We start from the raw sequence: 15,428 nt of genomic DNA, 5'->3' as shown, positions 1-15,428 counted from the left end.
CCCCCCCCCCCCCCCCCCCCTCCCTTTCCCCCCCCCCCCCCCCCCGCTGCTTTCCCCTCCGGAATCACCGTGGAACAAAACGCGGGCCACCCGCGTTGACCACACCGCAAGCACAAATGCCGATTGGGATCGCGAACCTGCGATCTGGCATACTGAGCGGCTGAGTCCGGTTCCGGTTCACGTCTTCGAACGGCGAAGGCGACCCGGCGACCATTGAAAGGGACACCATGAAGTCAGGCATTCACCCCAATTACGTGGCCACCACCGTGGTCTGTGGTTGCGGCAACACCTTCGAGACCCACAGCACCAAGGAGACCGGGCGTATCAACGTCGAGGTCTGCTCGCAGTGCCACCCGTTCTACACCGGCAAGCAGAAGATCCTCGACACCGGTGGACGTGTCGCCCGCTTCGAGGCTCGCTACGGCAAGCGTGCCGGCAAGGGCGCAGCCAAGGAATCTGCAGAGTCCTAGCTGTTCCGCCGACGCCCGTCCTGCGATAATTGCAGGCCGGGCGTCGGCTTTTTTGTGCCTACTTCCCGAACGAACGCAGAGCGGAGCGAATCATGGCAGGGACCACCCAGCCTTCGGCCATCGACGACATCCTGGCCGAACACGCCGGCCTGGAGCAGCAGTTGGCGGACCCGGCCCTGCACAACGACGCTTCCGCGGCCCGCAAGGCGGGCAAGCGATTCGCCGAACTCGCGCCGATCATGGCGACGTACACCAGGCTCAAGTCGGCGCAGGATGATCTGGAGGCGGCGCGGGAACTCGCCGCCGACGACTCCAGCTTCGCCGCCGAGGTGCCCGCACTCGAGGAGCAGGTCCTCGAGTTGGACAAGACCCTCACCGATCTCCTCGCTCCCCGCGACCCGCACGACGGTGACGACGTGGTCCTCGAGGTGAAGTCGGGGGAGGGCGGCGAGGAATCAGCGCTGTTCGCCTCCGACCTGGCCCGAATGTACGTCCGGTACGCCGAGCGTCACGGTTGGCGCGTCGAGATCCTCGACGCGACCGTGTCCGACCTCGGCGGATACAAGGATGCGACGCTGTCGATCAAGTCGAAGGGCGATGTGCGTGACGGGGTCTGGGCGCGGCTGAAGTTCGAGGGCGGCGTCCACCGCGTGCAGCGTGTGCCCGTGACGGAATCGCAGGGACGCGTCCACACGTCCGCCGCGGGTGTCCTCATCTACCCCGAACCGGAAGAGGTGGAGGAGGTGCAGATCGACGAAACCGATCTGCGCATCGACGTCTACCGCTCCTCGGGCAAGGGCGGTCAGGGCGTCAACACCACCGACTCCGCGGTCCGGATCACGCACCTGCCCACCGGCATCGTCGTGACCTGTCAGAACGAACGCTCGCAGCTGCAGAACAAGGCCCGCGCCATGCAGGTGCTCGCCGCCCGGCTGCAGGCCGCGGCGGAGGAGGCCGCGGACGCGGAGGCGTCGGCGGGTAGGCAGAGCCAGGTGCGCACCGTCGACCGTTCCGAGCGGATCCGCACGTACAACTTCCCGGAGAACCGCATCACCGATCACCGGATCGGGTTCAAGTCCCACAACCTCGATGCGGTCCTGGACGGCGAACTCGACGCCCTCCTCGACGCGCTCGGCAAGTCGGACCGTGAGGCGAGGCTCGCCGCGGAGTAACCGCGAAGCCGGGACCGCGCCACCGGACGGCGGGCCGCGTGGCACTCTGTACCTGTGAGTCGCCTTCCTCTTCGCCTGGCCCTGATCGACGCAACCGCGCAACTCGACGAGGCCGGGGTGCGCAGCTCCCGTGCGGACGCCGAACTGCTCGCGGCACACCTGCTGGGGGTGGAGCGGACCCGGCTCGGGCTCGTCCCGCTCGTCGACGAGTCGGTGATCGACGCCTACAAGAAGATGGTCGACCAGCGGGCCAAGCGGATTCCGTTGCAGTACATCCTCGGTACGGCCGCGATGGGCGACATCGACATCGAGGTCGGCCCCGGCGTTTTCGTGCCGCGCCCGGAAACGGAACTGCTGCTCGGGTGGGCGCTCGCGTTCCTCGGAAGCTGCGATCAGCATCCGCCGGTGGTCCTCGACCTGTGCACCGGGTCGGGCGCGCTGGCGCTGGCGATCGCCAACGCCCGCCCCGATGCCGTCGTGCACGCCGTCGAACTGGAACCGCATGCGCTCGCGTGGGCCCGGCGCAACGCCGACGCCCGCGAACAGGCAGGTGACGCGCCGATCCGGCTGTACCAGGGCGACGTGACCGACCGGACGCTGCTCGCGGGGCTCGAGGGCGGGGTCGACCTGATCGTCGCGAATCCGCCGTACATCCCGGAGGGTGTCGAACTCGAACCCGAGGTGGCCGACCACGATCCGCACAGCGCGCTGTTCGCCGGACCGGACGGTCTGTCCGTCATCAAGCCGATGATCTCGAACGTCGCGCGCTGGCTGCGCATCGGCGGAGCGGTCGGAATCGAGCACGACGACTCGAACGGCTCCGACGTCGCGGCGCTGTTCGCGTCCCGCCGAGTGTTCGGCGAGGTCGCGGAGCACCCGGACCTGGCGGGGAAGCCGCGCTTCGTCGTGGCCCGGCGCGTCGCAACGGATATCGAGGCGCAGCGTGCAGGGGCCGACGCCGAGGGTGAAAGAATGAACCGGTGAGTACCGTTTACGACTGTGGCCTTCCCGATTCACGCTCCGCCGGACTGAGTGCGGCCAAGAATGCGCTGAAGGCCGGACGACTCGTCGTGCTCCCCACGGACACGCTGTACGGAATCGGCGCGGACGCCTTCGACGGCGAGGCCGTCGCCGCCCTCCTGCGGGCCAAGGGTCGCGGTCGCGACATGCCGGTGCCCGTGCTCGTCGGCTCGTGGAACACGATCGACGGCCTGGTGTACAGCGTGCGCCCGCAGGCGCGCGACCTCATCCGCGCGTTCTGGCCCGGCGGGCTGAGTCTCGTTGTGGAACAAGCGCCTTCGCTGGCGTGGGATCTCGGCGACACCCGGGGCACGGTCATGCTGCGCATGCCGCTGCATCCGGTCGCCCTCGAACTGCTGCGTGAGGTCGGACCGCTCGCGGTGTCGAGTGCGAACGTCTCCGGGCGCCCGCCCGCCACGACGGTCGAGGAAGCCCGCGAGCAACTCGGCGGATCGGCGAGTGTGTACCTCGACGGCGGCCGGGCGGAACAGGGGCAGGCCTCGACCATCGTCGACCTCACCGGCGCCACCCCGCGGATCCTGCGTGAAGGCGCGGTGCCCACCGGCGACGTCGCCGACGTGCTCGGAGTGACGGCGGAGAGTCTGTCCGCCCAGTGAGTGCTGCCGACTCGGCCGGCGTGGTGCTGGCCCAAGCAGGTGGGGGCGCGGGTGTCCCGCTGCGCGAACTCCTGCTCGTCCTCTTCACGGCCGCGGTGGTGACCTACCTCGCCACCGGAGCCGTGCGGCTGTTCGCACTGCGGTTCGGGGCGGTGGCGGTTCCGCGGGACCGGGACGTCCACGTCACCCCGACACCTCGCCTCGGTGGGGTCGGCATGTATCTCGGGATGCTCGTCGCGTTGTTGTTCGCGCAACAGCTGCCCGCGCTCACCAGGGGATTCGAGTTCACCTCCGACATTCCCGCCGCCCTGGTGTCGGGGTTCGTGATCGTGCTGGTGGGTGTCGTCGACGACCGCTGGGGCCTGGACGCGCTCACGAAGTTCGTCGGCCAGGTCACCGCGGCCGGGATCCTCGTCGTGATGGGGGTGAGCTGGTTCATCGTCTACATGCCGTTCGGGGACGGCAGCACGGTCATCCTCGACCAGCTGCAGGCCGGTCTCGTCACCGTGGGTGTCGCGGTGGTGATGGTGAACGCCATGAACTTCGTCGACGGCCTCGACGGCCTCGCCGCGGGTCTCGGCCTGATCTCCTCGCTCGCGATCTGCGTGTTCTCGGTGGGACTTCTGCACGATCAGGGTGGCGACGTCAGCGCGTATCCGCCTGCCCTGATCGCCGCCGCCCTGGCAGGGGCGTGCCTCGGTTTCCTTCCGCACAACTTTCAGCCCGCCAAGATCTTCATGGGCGATTCCGGTTCCATGCTGATCGGACTGATGCTCGCGGCCATCTCCACCAGCGCGTCCGGTCGCATTCCGTTGACCGCGTACGGCACCCGCGACCTGCTCGGTCTGCTCTCGCCGTTGTTGCTGGTCGGGGCGGTCATGTTCATTCCGATCCTGGACCTGCTGCTCGCCGTGGTCCGGCGCACCCGCGCCGGGGTGAGCCCGTTCAGCCCCGACAAGATGCACCTCCACCACCGGCTCCTGCAGATCGGGCACTCGCATCGTCGGGTCGTGCTGCTCATCTACTTGTGGGTCGGTGTGCTGGCGTTCGGCGCGGTCGGTTCGGCCCTGTTCGACCGTCGTGTCGTCGTGCTCCTGGTGGCGGGAGGTCTCGTGTTCGCGCTGGTCGTCACGGCCGTCCCGTCGATTCGCGGACAGCAGCACGACCGTCGCGGCTGACGGGAGGGTTGCCGCCGACCGGCGAGGATCCACTACCCTTGGCGACCGTGACGTTCACCCCCGCCTCTGCCCCTGATCACACCGCGTCGTTGCGGGCTGCCGTCCGCTACGGAGTTCTCGGTCTGATCGTGCTGGCAGTGGTCGGTTCGATCGTCGCCTTTCTCGTCGCGGGCAAGCCCGGCCTGTACGGGGCACTTCTCGGTGCGGCCGTCGGGGGAGGGTTCATCCTCTGCACCGCACTCGGGGTGCTGTTCACCGCGAAGCTTCCGGCGCTGACGGCGGGAGCGGTACTGCTCGGTACGTGGTTGCTGAAGATGATCCTCGCGATCACGGTCCTTGCGATCCTCAAACCGCTCGACTTCTACGACAAGACGGCATTGGTGCTGGTCATGGTGCTGTCGCTGGTCATCGTGCTGGGAGCGGAAACGTTCGGAGTGCTCGGCACGAAAGCGCCGTACGTCGAGCCCAGGCCGTCGGACGACGCCGGAGCGGCCGATTCGGACGATAAGTAGTACTACGAGATGTAGTAAAATTGAATCGACCCCGACCCCGTCTACACAACGTCGTAGATGACTTGCTAAGGTCTGGGTCAAGCGAGAGCAATGAGAGTGCGAGTCAGTTACTCGCCGGTATTGCATGCTTGTAGGTGGCCGCACTTCCAGGGCCGCCGAGTCGACGAGAGTCGCCGACACCGACAGACGCTGGACTCGAACAGTCCGCAGCAGCTGACGAATACGCGAGTCGAGCTTGTCGACTTGTTTGATCGTCAATGTCCGATCGAACCGCAGTCAACGAAGGCTGCGGACCGACTACGGGAGAGAACGCTGAGCGTCATCAACGTGGCCGCGGAAGAATTCCACGCGCCTTCCCTGAACGACTTCTTCCCGCCCGCGGTCCTGTTCGAAGGGACTCCGTTCGAACTCGACCGCCTGATGCTGGTTCGCATCCTGCTGTCCGCGCTGATGATGCTCTTCTTCGTCATCGCGATGCGCAGCCCGAAGCTCATTCCGCGCGGTGTCCAGAACATCGGCGAGATCGCGCTCGACTTCGTCCGGATCAACATCGCGGAAGAGATTCTCGGCAAGGAGCAGGGCAAGCGCTTCCTGCCGGTCATCACCACCATCTTCTTCCTGGTGCTCGCCAGCAACCTCGGCAGCATCATCCCCTTCATCAACATCTCGCCGAACGCGCGTATCGGCATGCCGCTCGTGCTCGCCGCCCTGGCGTACATCGTGTTCAACTACGTGGGCATCAAGAAGTACGGCTTCTTCAAGTACGTGAAGAGCAGCATCGTGGTCCCGGGTGTGCCGCTTCCGCTGCACTTCCTGCTCGTGCCGATCGAGTTCATCTCGACGTTCGTCCTCCGGCCGTTCACGCTCATGGTTCGTCTCATGGCCAACATGCTGGCCGGCCACATCCTGCTGGTGCTGTTCTTCAGCGCCACCCAGTACTTCTTCTTCGTCTCCGGTGGGTTCCAGGCCGTGTTCGGTGTGGCCTCGCTTGCCGCCGGCATTGCCTTCACCTTCTTCGAACTGCTGGTGATCTTCCTGCAGGCCTACGTTTTCGCGCTGCTGACGTCGGTGTACATCGATCTGGCACTGCACGCGGATTCGCACTGAGCACCACAAGCTTCACGACCAGCTACACCAAGAACTGAGCCTCGCCGAACACGGTGGAGGTCAACAGAAAGGGAACGAAACACCATGAGCCTCGCGTACCTCGCTCAGGAAGCTGTCCAGGAAACCAACTCGACGGGTTTCGGAGCCATCGGCTACGGCCTCGCCGCGATCGGCCCCGGCATCGGCGTGGGTATCGTCGTCGGTAAGGCAATCGAGGGCATGGTTCGCCAGCCCGAGATGGCCGGACAGGTTCGTACCACGATGTTCCTCGGTATCGCCTTCACCGAAGCCCTCGCGCTGATCGGCCTCGTCGCCGGCTTCATTTTCTAAGACCGTCATGGCAGCCAACATCGCATTGCTCGCGGCAGAGGAAGAGAGTCACAACCCTCTCCTCCCCGCGACGTATGACATCGTTTGGTCGATCGTCTGCCTGGTCATCGTTGGTTTCGTCTTCTGGAAGTACGTCCTTCCGATGTTCCAGAAGGTCCTTGCCGAGCGAACCGAGCAGATCGACGGCGGCATCAAGCGGGCCGAAGAGGCCCAGGCCGAAGCGAAGGCGGCGCTCGAGCAGTACCGCGCACAGCTGGCCGAAGCTCGCACCGAGGCTGCGCAGATCCGTGAGGACGCGCGCACCCAGGGGCAGCAGATCATCGCCGAAATGAAGGCACAGGCTCAGGAAGAAAGCGACCGCATCGTGGCCGCCGGCAACAGCCAGTTGGTTGCCCAGCGTCAGCAGATCGTCACCGAACTGCGCTCCGATCTCGGCCGCACCGCGGTCGACCTCGCCGAGAAGCTCATCGGTGAGTCCCTCGCCGACGACGTGAAGCGGGCCGGCACCGTCGACCGATTCCTGAACGAGCTCGACTCCATCGGCGCAAATTCCGCAGCAGGGAAGTGAGCACCATGTACGCAGCGAGCCGTGAGGCCTTGACGCAGACCCGTGCTGCGTTGTCTTCGGCCTTGGGATCCGTCTCTGCCGGAGCAGCCACAGCGGCCGCGGCCCAGATCGGGGCCGAGCTGTTCTCGGTCGTCGAGATCCTGGACGAGCAGCGCACTCTCCGGAGTGCCCTGTCGGACACCTCGACGACCGGGAGCGTTCGCGAAGGTCTGGCCGAGCAGGTGTTCGGCGGCAAGGTCTCGGCCGAGACCCTCGCCGTCCTGAAGTCGGCGGTGGGCCAGGACTGGTCCCTCACCTCCGACCTGCTCAACTCGCTGGTGCTCCTCGGTCGGGAATCGCTGCTGAAGGCAGCGGCCGATCAGGGACAGCTCGACGCCGTCGAGGACGAGCTCTTCCGCCTCGGCCGCATCGTTGCCGGTGACCCGAAGCTCGAGCAGTCACTGTCCGACCGTTCCGTACCGGCGAAGGGCAAGCGTGACCTGCTCTCCAAGCTGCTGTACGGCAAGGTCACCGCGGTCTCCGAGGCATTGGCGACCCAGGCAGTGGGCCGGTTGAAGAACTCCGCGCCCGCGGACGCCTTCGACGAACTGTCGAATCTGGCAGCAGCACAGCGGAAGGCGGTTGTCGCCAAGGTGCGCAGCGCTGCTCCGCTGTCCAGTGAGCAGTCGGATCGGCTGACCGCCACCCTCACCCGTACCTACGGGAAGCCGGTGACGGTTCACGTGGAGGTCGATCCTGAACTCCTCAGCGGCTTGGTCGTCCGGGTGGGCGACGAGGTGATCGACGGCAGCGGAGCGGGACGTCTCGCAGCGCTGCGGAAGTCGCTCAAGTAGTCCGCAACCGAACCCCATACCCCAGATCTTTTCGAAGACCAGACACCGAGAGCAGGAAAAACATGGCGGAGCTGACGATCTCCTCCGACGAGATCCGTAGCGCGATCGAGAACTACACCGCGAGCTACTCCCCGGAGGCCTCCCGCGAAGAGGTCGGCATCGTGACCGACACCAGCGACGGCATCGCGCACGTCAGTGGCCTGCCTTCGGCGATGGCCAACGAACTGCTGGAGTTCCCCGGCGGAATTCTGGGCGTCGCGCTCAACCTGGATGCCACCGAGATCGGTGCCGTCATCCTGGGCGACTACGAGAACATCCAGGAAGGCCAGGAAGTCAAGCGGACCGGCGACGTGCTGTCGGTTCCCGTCGGCGACGCCTTCCTCGGCCGCGTCATCAACCCGCTCGGCCAGCCGATCGACGGCCTGGGCGAGATCGCGAGCGACGAGACCCGCGCCCTCGAACTGCAGGCTGCCTCGGTGCTCGAGCGTCAGCCCGTCGAGGAGCCGCTGCAGACCGGCATCAAGGCCATCGACGCGATGACCCCGATCGGCCGCGGACAGCGTCAGCTCGTCATCGGCGACCGTAAGACGGGCAAGACCGCCGTCTGCATCGACGCGATCCTGAACCAGAAGGCCAACTGGGAGAGCGGCGACGAGAAGCAGCAGGTTCGCTGCATCTACGTCGCGATCGGCCAGAAGGGCTCCACCATCGCGGGCGTCAAGGCTGCCCTCGAGGAGCAGGGCGCGATGGAGTACACCACCATCGTCGCCGCCCCGGCCTCCGACTCCGCCGGTTTCAAGTGGCTCGCCCCCTACACCGGCTCCGCCATCGGCCAGCACTGGATGTACCAGGGCAAGCACGTCCTGGTCGTGTTCGACGACCTGACCAAGCAGGCCGAGGCGTACCGCGCCATCTCCCTGCTGCTGCGTCGCCCGCCGGGACGTGAGGCATACCCCGGTGACGTCTTCTACCTGCACTCCCGCCTGCTGGAGCGTTCGGCCAAGCTGTCCGACGCCCTGGGTGGAGGCTCGCTGACTGCGCTGCCGATCATCGAGACCAAGGCCAACGACGTCTCGGCCTACATCCCGACCAACGTCATTTCCATCACCGACGGTCAGGTGTTCCTCGAGTCGGACCTGTTCAACAAGGGTGTCCGTCCCGCCATCAACGTCGGCATCTCGGTGTCCCGTGTCGGTGGTGCCGCGCAGACCAAGGGCATGAAGAAGGTTTCCGGCTCGCTGCGTCTGGAGCTGGCCCAGTTCCGTGAGCTCGAGGCGTTCTCCGCCTTCGCCTCCGACCTGGACGCCGCCTCGAAGGCACAGCTCGAGCGTGGTGCCCGCCTGGTGGAGCTGCTCAAGCAGGATCAGTACAGCCCGATCCCCGTCGAGGACCAGATCGTGTCGATCTACCTCGCCGGTGAAGGTGTCTTCGACAGCGTGCCCGTCGGCGACGTCCGCCGCTTCGAGGCCGAACTGCTCGACGAGCTGCACCGCACAGCCTCCGGCGTGTACGAGAGCATCAAGGGCGGCAAGGCCCTCGACGCCGACAACGCGAAGGCGCTGGTCGAGGCCACCGACAAGTTCAAGGAAACCTTCCTCGCGTCCGACGGAAGCCGGGTCGTGAACGAGGCCGAGGCTGAAGCTCTGGACGCCGGCGAGGTCGGCCACGAGCAGATCAACGTCAAGCGCACCACCGTCAGCAAGTGAGCGGCCTGCCCATGATGCTGCGAAACATGAAGGGAGAGTGATCGATCGATGGCAAGCATTCTCGAACTGAGGTCTCGCATCAAGTCGGTCAACTCGACCAAGAAAATCACCAAGGCGCAGGAACTGATCGCGACCTCGCGGATCACGAAGGCACAGTCGCGTGTCGCCGCGGCGAAGCCGTACGCCGAGGAGATCACGAAGGTTCTCTCGGAGCTGGCGAGCGCGTCCGCTTCCCTGGACCACCCGCTGCTCAACGAGCGCCCCGATCCCAAGCGTGCCGCGGTCCTGGTCGTCACCAGCGACCGCGGTATGTGCGGCGGATACAACTCCAACGTCCTCAAGGAGGCCGAGGAGCTGTTCCAGCTGCTGCGCAGCGAGGGCAAGGATCCGGTCATCTACGTGCTCGGATCCAAGGGTCTGGGCTACTACACGTTCCGTGACCGCGATCTGGGGGGTGCGTGGACCGGGTTCTCCCAGGACCCGGGCTACTCCGACGCCGCCAAGGCGAGCCGGCACCTGGTCGACCTGTTCATGGCCGGATCCGGCTCCGAGGTGCCCGCGCCGAACGGTGAGGGCACCATCGAAGGCGTCGACGAGCTGCACATCGTCTACACCCGTTTCGTGTCGATGCTGACCCAGTCGCCCGAGGTGCGCCGGATGGCTCCCCTCGAGGTGATGGTCTCCGAGGAGCACGTCGAACTCGGCGAAGACATACTGACGAACGGTCACGGGTCCAGCAACTCGGAACCGGTCGCCGGATACAACTTCGAGCCGGAACCCGACAAGCTGCTCGGCGCCCTGCTGCCGAAGTACATCAGCACCCGCATCTACTCCTCGCTGCTGGATGCTGCGGCGTCGGAGTCGGCTGCCCGTCGTACCGCAATGAAGGCTGCGACGGACAACGCAAACGAACTGGTGAACACGTTGAGCCGTCAGGCAAACCAGGCTCGCCAGGCCCAGATCACCCAGGAAATCAGCGAGATCGTCGGCGGCGCGAATGCGCTCGCCTCGAGCGCAGGAAGTGACTAAGCAATGACCGCAGCAGTAACCGAAAACAACGGGGCAGGCTCGGGTTCGTCCGTCGCCGGCCGCGTCGTGCGGGTCATCGGTCCCGTCGTGGACGTTGAATTCCCGCGTGGCGCCATTCCTGAACTGTTCAACGCCCTGCACGCCGAGATCACGCTCCCCTCGGTCGCCAAGACGCTGACCCTCGAGGTCGCACAGCACCTCGGCGACAACCTGGTGCGCACCGTCTCGATGCAGCCCACCGACGGTCTGATCCGCGGCACCTCGGTGTCCGACACGGGCAAGCCGATCTCGGTTCCCGTCGGCGACGTCGTCAAGGGCCACGTCTTCAACGCGCTGGGCGACTGCCTCGACGCTCCCGGTACGGGCCGCGACGGCGAGCAGTGGGGCATCCACCGCAAGCCACCGGCCTTCGACCAGCTCGAGGGCAAGACGGAGATCCTCGAGACCGGCATCAAGGTCATCGACCTCCTCACCCCGTACGTCAAGGGTGGAAAGATCGGTCTGTTCGGTGGTGCCGGTGTCGGCAAGACCGTTCTGATCCAGGAAATGATCACCCGTATCGCCCGCGAGTTCTCCGGAACCTCGGTGTTCGCAGGCGTCGGTGAGCGCACCCGTGAGGGCACCGACCTTCACCTCGAGATGGAAGAGATGGGCGTCCTCCAGGACACCGCCCTTGTCTTCGGCCAGATGGACGAGCCGCCGGGAACGCGTATGCGCGTCGCCCTGTCCGCGCTGACCATGGCGGAATACTTCCGCGATGTCCAGGGCCAGGACGTGCTGCTGTTCATCGACAACATCTTCCGTTTCACCCAGGCCGGTTCCGAGGTGTCGACCCTGCTCGGTCGTATGCCTTCGGCCGTGGGTTACCAGCCGACCCTGGCTGACGAGATGGGTGAGCTGCAGGAGCGGATCACCTCGACGCGAGGCCGCTCCATCACCTCGCTGCAGGCGATCTACGTGCCCGCCGACGACTACACCGACCCGGCGCCGGCCACGACGTTCGCGCACCTCGATGCCACCACCGAGCTGTCGCGTCCGATCTCGCAGATGGGTATCTACCCCGCTGTCGACCCGCTGACCTCCACCTCCCGCATCCTGGAGCCCGGCATCGTCGGTGCCGAGCACTTCCGGGTCGCGAACGAGGTCAAGCGCATCCTGCAGAAGTACAAGGAACTGCAGGACATCATCGCCATCCTCGGTATGGACGAGCTGCAGGAAGAGGACAAGGTGCTCGTCGGCCGTGCCCGTCGTCTGCAGAAGTTCCTCGGCCAGAACTTCATCGTCGCCGAGAAGTTCACCGGTGAGCCCGGCTCCGTGGTGCCGCTCCGCGACACCATCGAGGCGTTCGACCGCATCTGCAAGGGCGAGTTCGATCACCTGCCCGAGCAGGCGTTCAACAGCTGTGGTGGACTCGACGACGTCGAGGCTGCAGCCAAGAAGATCGCCGGGAAGTAGTCGACGATGGCTGAGATGACCGTGGAACTCGTCGCCGTGGAGCGACGGTTGTGGTCTGGTTCGGCGACTCTCGTCAGCGCACAGACGACCGAGGGCGAGATCGGTGTCATGCCCGGGCATGAGCCGGTTCTCGGACAGCTCGTCGAGGGCGGAGTGGTTGCGATCACGACGGCCGACGGTGAGCGTATCGTCGCTGCTGTGCACGGCGGATTCCTGTCCGTGACCGCGAAGACAGTCACGATCCTCGCCGAGTCAGCCGACTTGGCCGAGGACATCGATGTGGAAGCGGCCAAGGCCGTGCTCGCAGAGAGTGGAGACGACCTCGAGGCGATTGCCGTCGCCAAGGGTCGGGTCCGCGCTGTAGAGCGCGCCTAGGCTGCACGAGAAAGACCGCGACGGAGCCGACGAACAGTGACAATCGGAATGACTGTGTTGATCATTCTGGTTGTGCTGCTCGCGGCCTTCGTCGCGGTCTTTCTGTATCGGCTTGCAGTACTGCGCCGCGGGGGCACCGCGGCGATCCTCCGGGTGACGCCCGCCCCCGGGGACACGGGATGGCGCCACGGCGTCATCCGCTACGGCGAGGGTTCGCTCGTCTTCTTCAAACTGTCGAGTCTGCGACCCGGCCCCGATTCGCGTATCGAGCGACAGGGCATCGAGGTCGCAGGTCGTCGCAGCCCCGAGGGCTCCGAATTCGACATCATGTCCGAGGAGATCATCATCCTGTCGGTCAAGGACCGTGGGAACTCGTACGAGATCGCACTGGACGGGGGAGCGTTGACCGCGTTCCTGTCCTGGGTCGAATCACGACCTTCCGGCCGATCGGTTCGCGGTCGCCGACTCTGATCAGGACTTCCCGGCGCCCGGCTTCCAGAGCACGTCGCCCTCGGGGTTCGCGAGCCTGCTGACGATGAACAGCAGATCCGACAGCCGGTTGAGGTACTTCGCCGGAAGAGCGTTGGTGGTCTCCGGGTTCGCATCGACAGCCGCCCACGCCGACCGCTCGGCGCGACGGGTCACCGTCCGGGCCACGTGCAGCAGAGCGCCCAGCGCCGTCCCGCCCGGAAGAATGAAGGAATTCAAAGGCTCGAGGCGTTCGTTCAGTTCGTCGCACCAGCCTTCGAGCCGATCGATGTACTCGCCGGTGATGCGCAGCGGTGGGTACTTCGGTTCCGCCTCCACCGGGGTGGACAGGTCGGCACCGGCATCGAACAGGTCGTTCTGGATCTGACGCAGGATCGATCGGATCTCGTCCGGCGGGTCGCCCAGCGCGACCGCAACCCCGATCGAGGCGTTCGCCTCGTCGCAGTCGGCGTACGCGATGAGCCGCGGATCGTTCTTCGACACACGGGAGAAATCGCTGAGTCCGGTGGTCCCGTCGTCGCCGGTCCGGGTGTAGATCTTGGTGAGGTGTACGGCCATAGCGTTACGGTACCGGCCTCCGGTGCCGGCATCCCTGGCTCTAGGCTGTGTTCTGTGAGCGAACGCTTCCTTGTCACCGGCGGTAACCGCCTCGTAGGTGAAGTGTCTGTCGAGGGCGCGAAGAACAGCGTTCTCAAGCTGATGGCGGCAGCGCTGTTGGCTGAGGGCACCACAACTGTCACCAATTGTCCGGACATCCTGGATGTTCCCTTGATGGCCGACGTTCTGCGCGGCCTCGGCTGCGATGTGGACCTCGACGATTCCGTCGTCCGGATCACGACACCCGCCGAACCCAAACATCACGCCGATTTCGCGGCGGTGCGTCAGTTCCGCGCGTCGGTGTGTGTGCTCGGACCGCTGGTCGCGCGGTGCCGTCGCGCCGTGGTCGCGCTGCCCGGCGGCGACGCCATCGGTTCCCGGCCCCTCGACATGCATCAGTCGGGGCTGCGGTTGCTGGGTGCGCACAGCACGATCGAGCACGGCTGCGTGGTCGCGCAGGCCGAGGACCTGCACGGTGCGAACATCCGGCTCGCGTTCCCGTCGGTGGGGGCGACCGAGAACATCCTCATGGCCGCGGTCCTCGCCAAGGGCGAGACGGTGATCGACAACGCGGCTCGCGAACCCGAGATCGTCGACCTGTGCAACATGCTGATCCAGATGGGCGCGAAGATCCAGGGTGCCGGCACGTCCACGCTGACCATCCAGGGCGTCCCCAAGCTCGAGCCGACCACGCACCGCGTCATCGGCGACCGGATCGTCGCGGCGACGTGGGGGATCGCGGCGTCGATGACGCGCGGCGACGTGCGCGTGCGGGGGGTCAACCCGAAGCACCTCGGCCTCGTACTCGACAAGCTGCGGGTGGCCGGCGCGGAGGTCACGGCCGAGGCCGACGGATTCCGGGTGGTCCAGGAAGCGCGGCCGACGGCCGTCAACTTCGCGACCCTGCCCTATCCGGGTTTCCCCACCGACCTGCAGCCGATGGCCATCGGTCTCGCGGCGGTCGCGGAGGGAACATCGATGATCACGGAGAACGTCTTCGAGGCGCGGTTCCGGTTCGTCGAAGAGATGATCCGGTTGGGCGCCGATGCGCGGACGGACGGTCATCACGCAGTGATCCGGGGAATCGCGCAGCTGTCGAGTGCGCCGGTGTGGTCGTCGGACATCCGGGCGGGAGCCGGCCTCGTGCTGGCGGGTCTCGTCGCCGACGGGGTGACCGAAGTGCACGACGTCTTCCACATCGACCGCGGTTATCCCCGCTTCGTCGAGATCCTGCAGGAACTCGGTGGCCGCATCGAACGCGTGGACGCGGATTCCGGTTCGTCACGGTGAGTCCGGCGTCACAGCGACCGATATGAGCGGCGAGACCCCGGATCCGTAGCGGCACACCGGTTCTGACCAGCGGAATCCGCAACTGTGAACGCCGTGACCTGGCGATTTGGCAAGCAGTTTCCCTTCGCGTAACTTATTCCAGGTCAGAGCGACACGGACACCGACCCCGGCCGGAAGGCGGGGGACACGAGGTTGGACGAAGGCGCCTGGTAAATCGGAAGTTCATCGCCGTGTATGGTGGTGCTTCAATCCCGGTTTGATCTTGATCAGCGTCACGGCTTGCGCCGGTGAGGTTGGTAGGATAAGATAGAACGGTTGCCCCGGAGCGGCCGAAGTTGATACTTCGGCGGTGATGGTGTGTGCGTGTTCTTTGAGAACTCAACAGTGTGTCGATGAATGTCAGTGCCAAATGTTTTTGGTACTCCGCATCACGAGTGTTCAACCGCCTCTTGGGGTTTGGTTGATGTTGTGGTGTGGGTATTTGCTGGCCCTTCTCCTTCTTCCGTCGGTGGGGGGTCAGTGTTTGATAGCTAGTTTGAGTTTTTTTTGCTAGTGATTTGACTCGATGTCTATGACTGATTGGCAGGTTCGCCTGTGAAATCTAGAGTCTTCAACGGAGAGTTTGATCCTGGCTCAGGACGAACGCTGGCGGCGTGCTTAACACATGCAAGTCGAGCGGT

The 15,428-nt window shown here is 65.6% G+C and carries 17 protein-coding genes and 1 rRNA gene; 17 read left to right on the top strand and 1 reads right to left on the bottom strand.

Annotated elements, in window-relative coordinates:
• Window positions 1–227 precede the first annotated feature (227 nt).
• The 15 genes from rpmE to ACFU5V_RS36540 all read left to right on the top strand — a co-directional run bounded on the left by rpmE (window position 228) and on the right by ACFU5V_RS36540 (window position 12,843).
• Window positions 228–470, top strand: coding sequence for a 50S ribosomal protein L31 (rpmE, locus tag ACFU5V_RS36610; RefSeq protein ID WP_005252948.1), 243 nt, complete (start codon window positions 228–230; stop codon window positions 468–470).
• A 92-nt stretch (window positions 471–562) separates the two neighbouring features.
• Complete coding sequence (gene prfA, locus ACFU5V_RS36605) at window positions 563–1,642, top strand: peptide chain release factor 1 (protein ID WP_072946113.1); 1,080 nt, start codon at window positions 563–565, stop codon at window positions 1,640–1,642.
• A gap of 54 nt (window positions 1,643–1,696) precedes the next feature.
• Window positions 1,697–2,626, top strand: a complete 930-nt coding sequence (gene prmC, locus ACFU5V_RS36600) for a peptide chain release factor N(5)-glutamine methyltransferase (protein WP_072946115.1) — start codon at window positions 1,697–1,699, stop codon at window positions 2,624–2,626.
• Window positions 2,623–3,279 carry an L-threonylcarbamoyladenylate synthase gene (locus ACFU5V_RS36595; RefSeq protein WP_124395817.1) on the top strand — a complete coding sequence of 219 codons (657 nt, stop codon included), beginning with the start codon at window positions 2,623–2,625 and terminating at the stop codon, window positions 3,277–3,279. Before prmC ends, ACFU5V_RS36595 begins: the two co-directional genes overlap by 4 nt.
• Window positions 3,276–4,457, top strand: coding sequence for a glycosyltransferase family 4 protein (locus ACFU5V_RS36590; protein WP_378437681.1), 1,182 nt, complete (start codon window positions 3,276–3,278; stop codon window positions 4,455–4,457). The genes ACFU5V_RS36595 and ACFU5V_RS36590 overlap by 4 nt, the downstream gene beginning before the upstream one ends.
• Before the next feature lie 38 nt (window positions 4,458–4,495).
• On the top strand, window positions 4,496–4,969 hold the full coding sequence (locus ACFU5V_RS36585; RefSeq protein WP_378437679.1) for a hypothetical protein: 474 nt from the start codon (window positions 4,496–4,498) through the stop codon (window positions 4,967–4,969).
• Between the two features lie 321 nt (window positions 4,970–5,290).
• On the top strand, window positions 5,291–6,076 hold the full coding sequence (gene atpB / locus ACFU5V_RS36580) for a F0F1 ATP synthase subunit A (protein ID WP_378437685.1): 786 nt from the start codon (window positions 5,291–5,293) through the stop codon (window positions 6,074–6,076).
• A gap of 84 nt (window positions 6,077–6,160) precedes the next feature.
• A complete protein-coding gene (locus ACFU5V_RS36575) occupies window positions 6,161–6,406 on the top strand; it encodes an ATP synthase F0 subunit C (RefSeq protein WP_005252955.1) in 246 nt (81 codons plus the stop codon).
• 7 nt (window positions 6,407–6,413) lie between these two features.
• The gene (locus ACFU5V_RS36570) at window positions 6,414–6,974 is read left to right on the top strand and encodes a F0F1 ATP synthase subunit B (RefSeq protein ID WP_378437677.1); all 561 of its coding nucleotides are present in this window, start codon (window positions 6,414–6,416) and stop codon (window positions 6,972–6,974) included.
• Window positions 6,975–6,979: 5 nt separating this feature from the next.
• Entirely contained in the window at window positions 6,980–7,807 is an 828-nt protein-coding gene (locus ACFU5V_RS36565) for a F0F1 ATP synthase subunit delta (protein ID WP_378437675.1), read from the top strand.
• Between the two features lie 62 nt (window positions 7,808–7,869).
• The gene (gene atpA, locus ACFU5V_RS36560) at window positions 7,870–9,513 is read left to right on the top strand and encodes a F0F1 ATP synthase subunit alpha (protein WP_378437673.1); all 1,644 of its coding nucleotides are present in this window, start codon (window positions 7,870–7,872) and stop codon (window positions 9,511–9,513) included.
• A gap of 48 nt (window positions 9,514–9,561) precedes the next feature.
• On the top strand, window positions 9,562–10,542 hold the full coding sequence (locus ACFU5V_RS36555; RefSeq protein WP_378437671.1) for a F0F1 ATP synthase subunit gamma: 981 nt from the start codon (window positions 9,562–9,564) through the stop codon (window positions 10,540–10,542).
• 3 nt (window positions 10,543–10,545) lie between these two features.
• Entirely contained in the window at window positions 10,546–11,997 is a 1,452-nt protein-coding gene (atpD, locus tag ACFU5V_RS36550; RefSeq protein WP_005252960.1) for a F0F1 ATP synthase subunit beta, read from the top strand.
• Window positions 11,998–12,003: 6 nt separating this feature from the next.
• Window positions 12,004–12,372 carry a F0F1 ATP synthase subunit epsilon gene (locus ACFU5V_RS36545; RefSeq protein WP_007300053.1) on the top strand — a complete coding sequence of 123 codons (369 nt, stop codon included), beginning with the start codon at window positions 12,004–12,006 and terminating at the stop codon, window positions 12,370–12,372.
• A 48-nt stretch (window positions 12,373–12,420) separates the two neighbouring features.
• Window positions 12,421–12,843: a DUF2550 domain-containing protein gene (locus tag ACFU5V_RS36540; protein ID WP_185724739.1), complete on the top strand. Its 423-nt coding sequence runs from the start codon at window positions 12,421–12,423 to the stop codon at window positions 12,841–12,843.
• Here the strand turns inward: ACFU5V_RS36540 and ACFU5V_RS36535 are convergent, their stop codons facing one another.
• Window positions 12,844–13,419 carry a cob(I)yrinic acid a,c-diamide adenosyltransferase gene (locus tag ACFU5V_RS36535; protein WP_378705558.1) on the bottom strand — a complete coding sequence of 192 codons (576 nt, stop codon included), beginning with the start codon at window positions 13,417–13,419 and terminating at the stop codon, window positions 12,844–12,846. It lies immediately after the preceding gene.
• Window positions 13,420–13,473: 54 nt separating this feature from the next.
• Between ACFU5V_RS36535 and murA the strand changes: the two genes are divergently transcribed.
• Together murA and ACFU5V_RS36525 are read left to right on the top strand one after the other, a co-directional pair.
• Window positions 13,474–14,748, top strand: a complete 1,275-nt coding sequence (gene murA, locus ACFU5V_RS36530) for a UDP-N-acetylglucosamine 1-carboxyvinyltransferase (protein ID WP_378705555.1) — start codon at window positions 13,474–13,476, stop codon at window positions 14,746–14,748.
• A gap of 610 nt (window positions 14,749–15,358) precedes the next feature.
• Window positions 15,359–15,428, top strand: a 16S ribosomal RNA gene (locus ACFU5V_RS36525); the annotation flags it as partial.

Origin of the sequence: Rhodococcus sp. NPDC057529 (genome assembly GCF_042802055.1) — a bacterium.
GTDB lineage: Bacteria > Actinomycetota > Actinomycetes > Mycobacteriales > Mycobacteriaceae > Rhodococcus_F.
Note: the sequence above shows the minus strand (reverse complement) of the source record. Positions and strands in the feature narration are given on the sequence as shown.

Coding starts and splice junctions, on each gene's coding strand:
- ACFU5V_RS36540 (WP_185724739.1), top strand. CDS start 12,421: ATGACTGTGTTGATCATTCTGGTTGTGCTGCTCGCGGCCTTCGTCGCG.
- ACFU5V_RS36555 (WP_378437671.1), top strand. CDS start 9,562: ATGGCAAGCATTCTCGAACTGAGGTCTCGCATCAAGTCGGTCAACTCG.
- atpD (WP_005252960.1), top strand. CDS start 10,546: ATGACCGCAGCAGTAACCGAAAACAACGGGGCAGGCTCGGGTTCGTCC.
- ACFU5V_RS36570 (WP_378437677.1), top strand. CDS start 6,414: ATGGCAGCCAACATCGCATTGCTCGCGGCAGAGGAAGAGAGTCACAAC.
- atpA (WP_378437673.1), top strand. CDS start 7,870: ATGGCGGAGCTGACGATCTCCTCCGACGAGATCCGTAGCGCGATCGAG.
- rpmE (WP_005252948.1), top strand. CDS start 228: ATGAAGTCAGGCATTCACCCCAATTACGTGGCCACCACCGTGGTCTGT.
- ACFU5V_RS36565 (WP_378437675.1), top strand. CDS start 6,980: ATGTACGCAGCGAGCCGTGAGGCCTTGACGCAGACCCGTGCTGCGTTG.
- ACFU5V_RS36535 (WP_378705558.1), bottom strand. CDS start 13,419: ATGGCCGTACACCTCACCAAGATCTACACCCGGACCGGCGACGACGGG.
- prfA (WP_072946113.1), top strand. CDS start 563: ATGGCAGGGACCACCCAGCCTTCGGCCATCGACGACATCCTGGCCGAA.
- ACFU5V_RS36545 (WP_007300053.1), top strand. CDS start 12,004: ATGGCTGAGATGACCGTGGAACTCGTCGCCGTGGAGCGACGGTTGTGG.
- ACFU5V_RS36575 (WP_005252955.1), top strand. CDS start 6,161: ATGAGCCTCGCGTACCTCGCTCAGGAAGCTGTCCAGGAAACCAACTCG.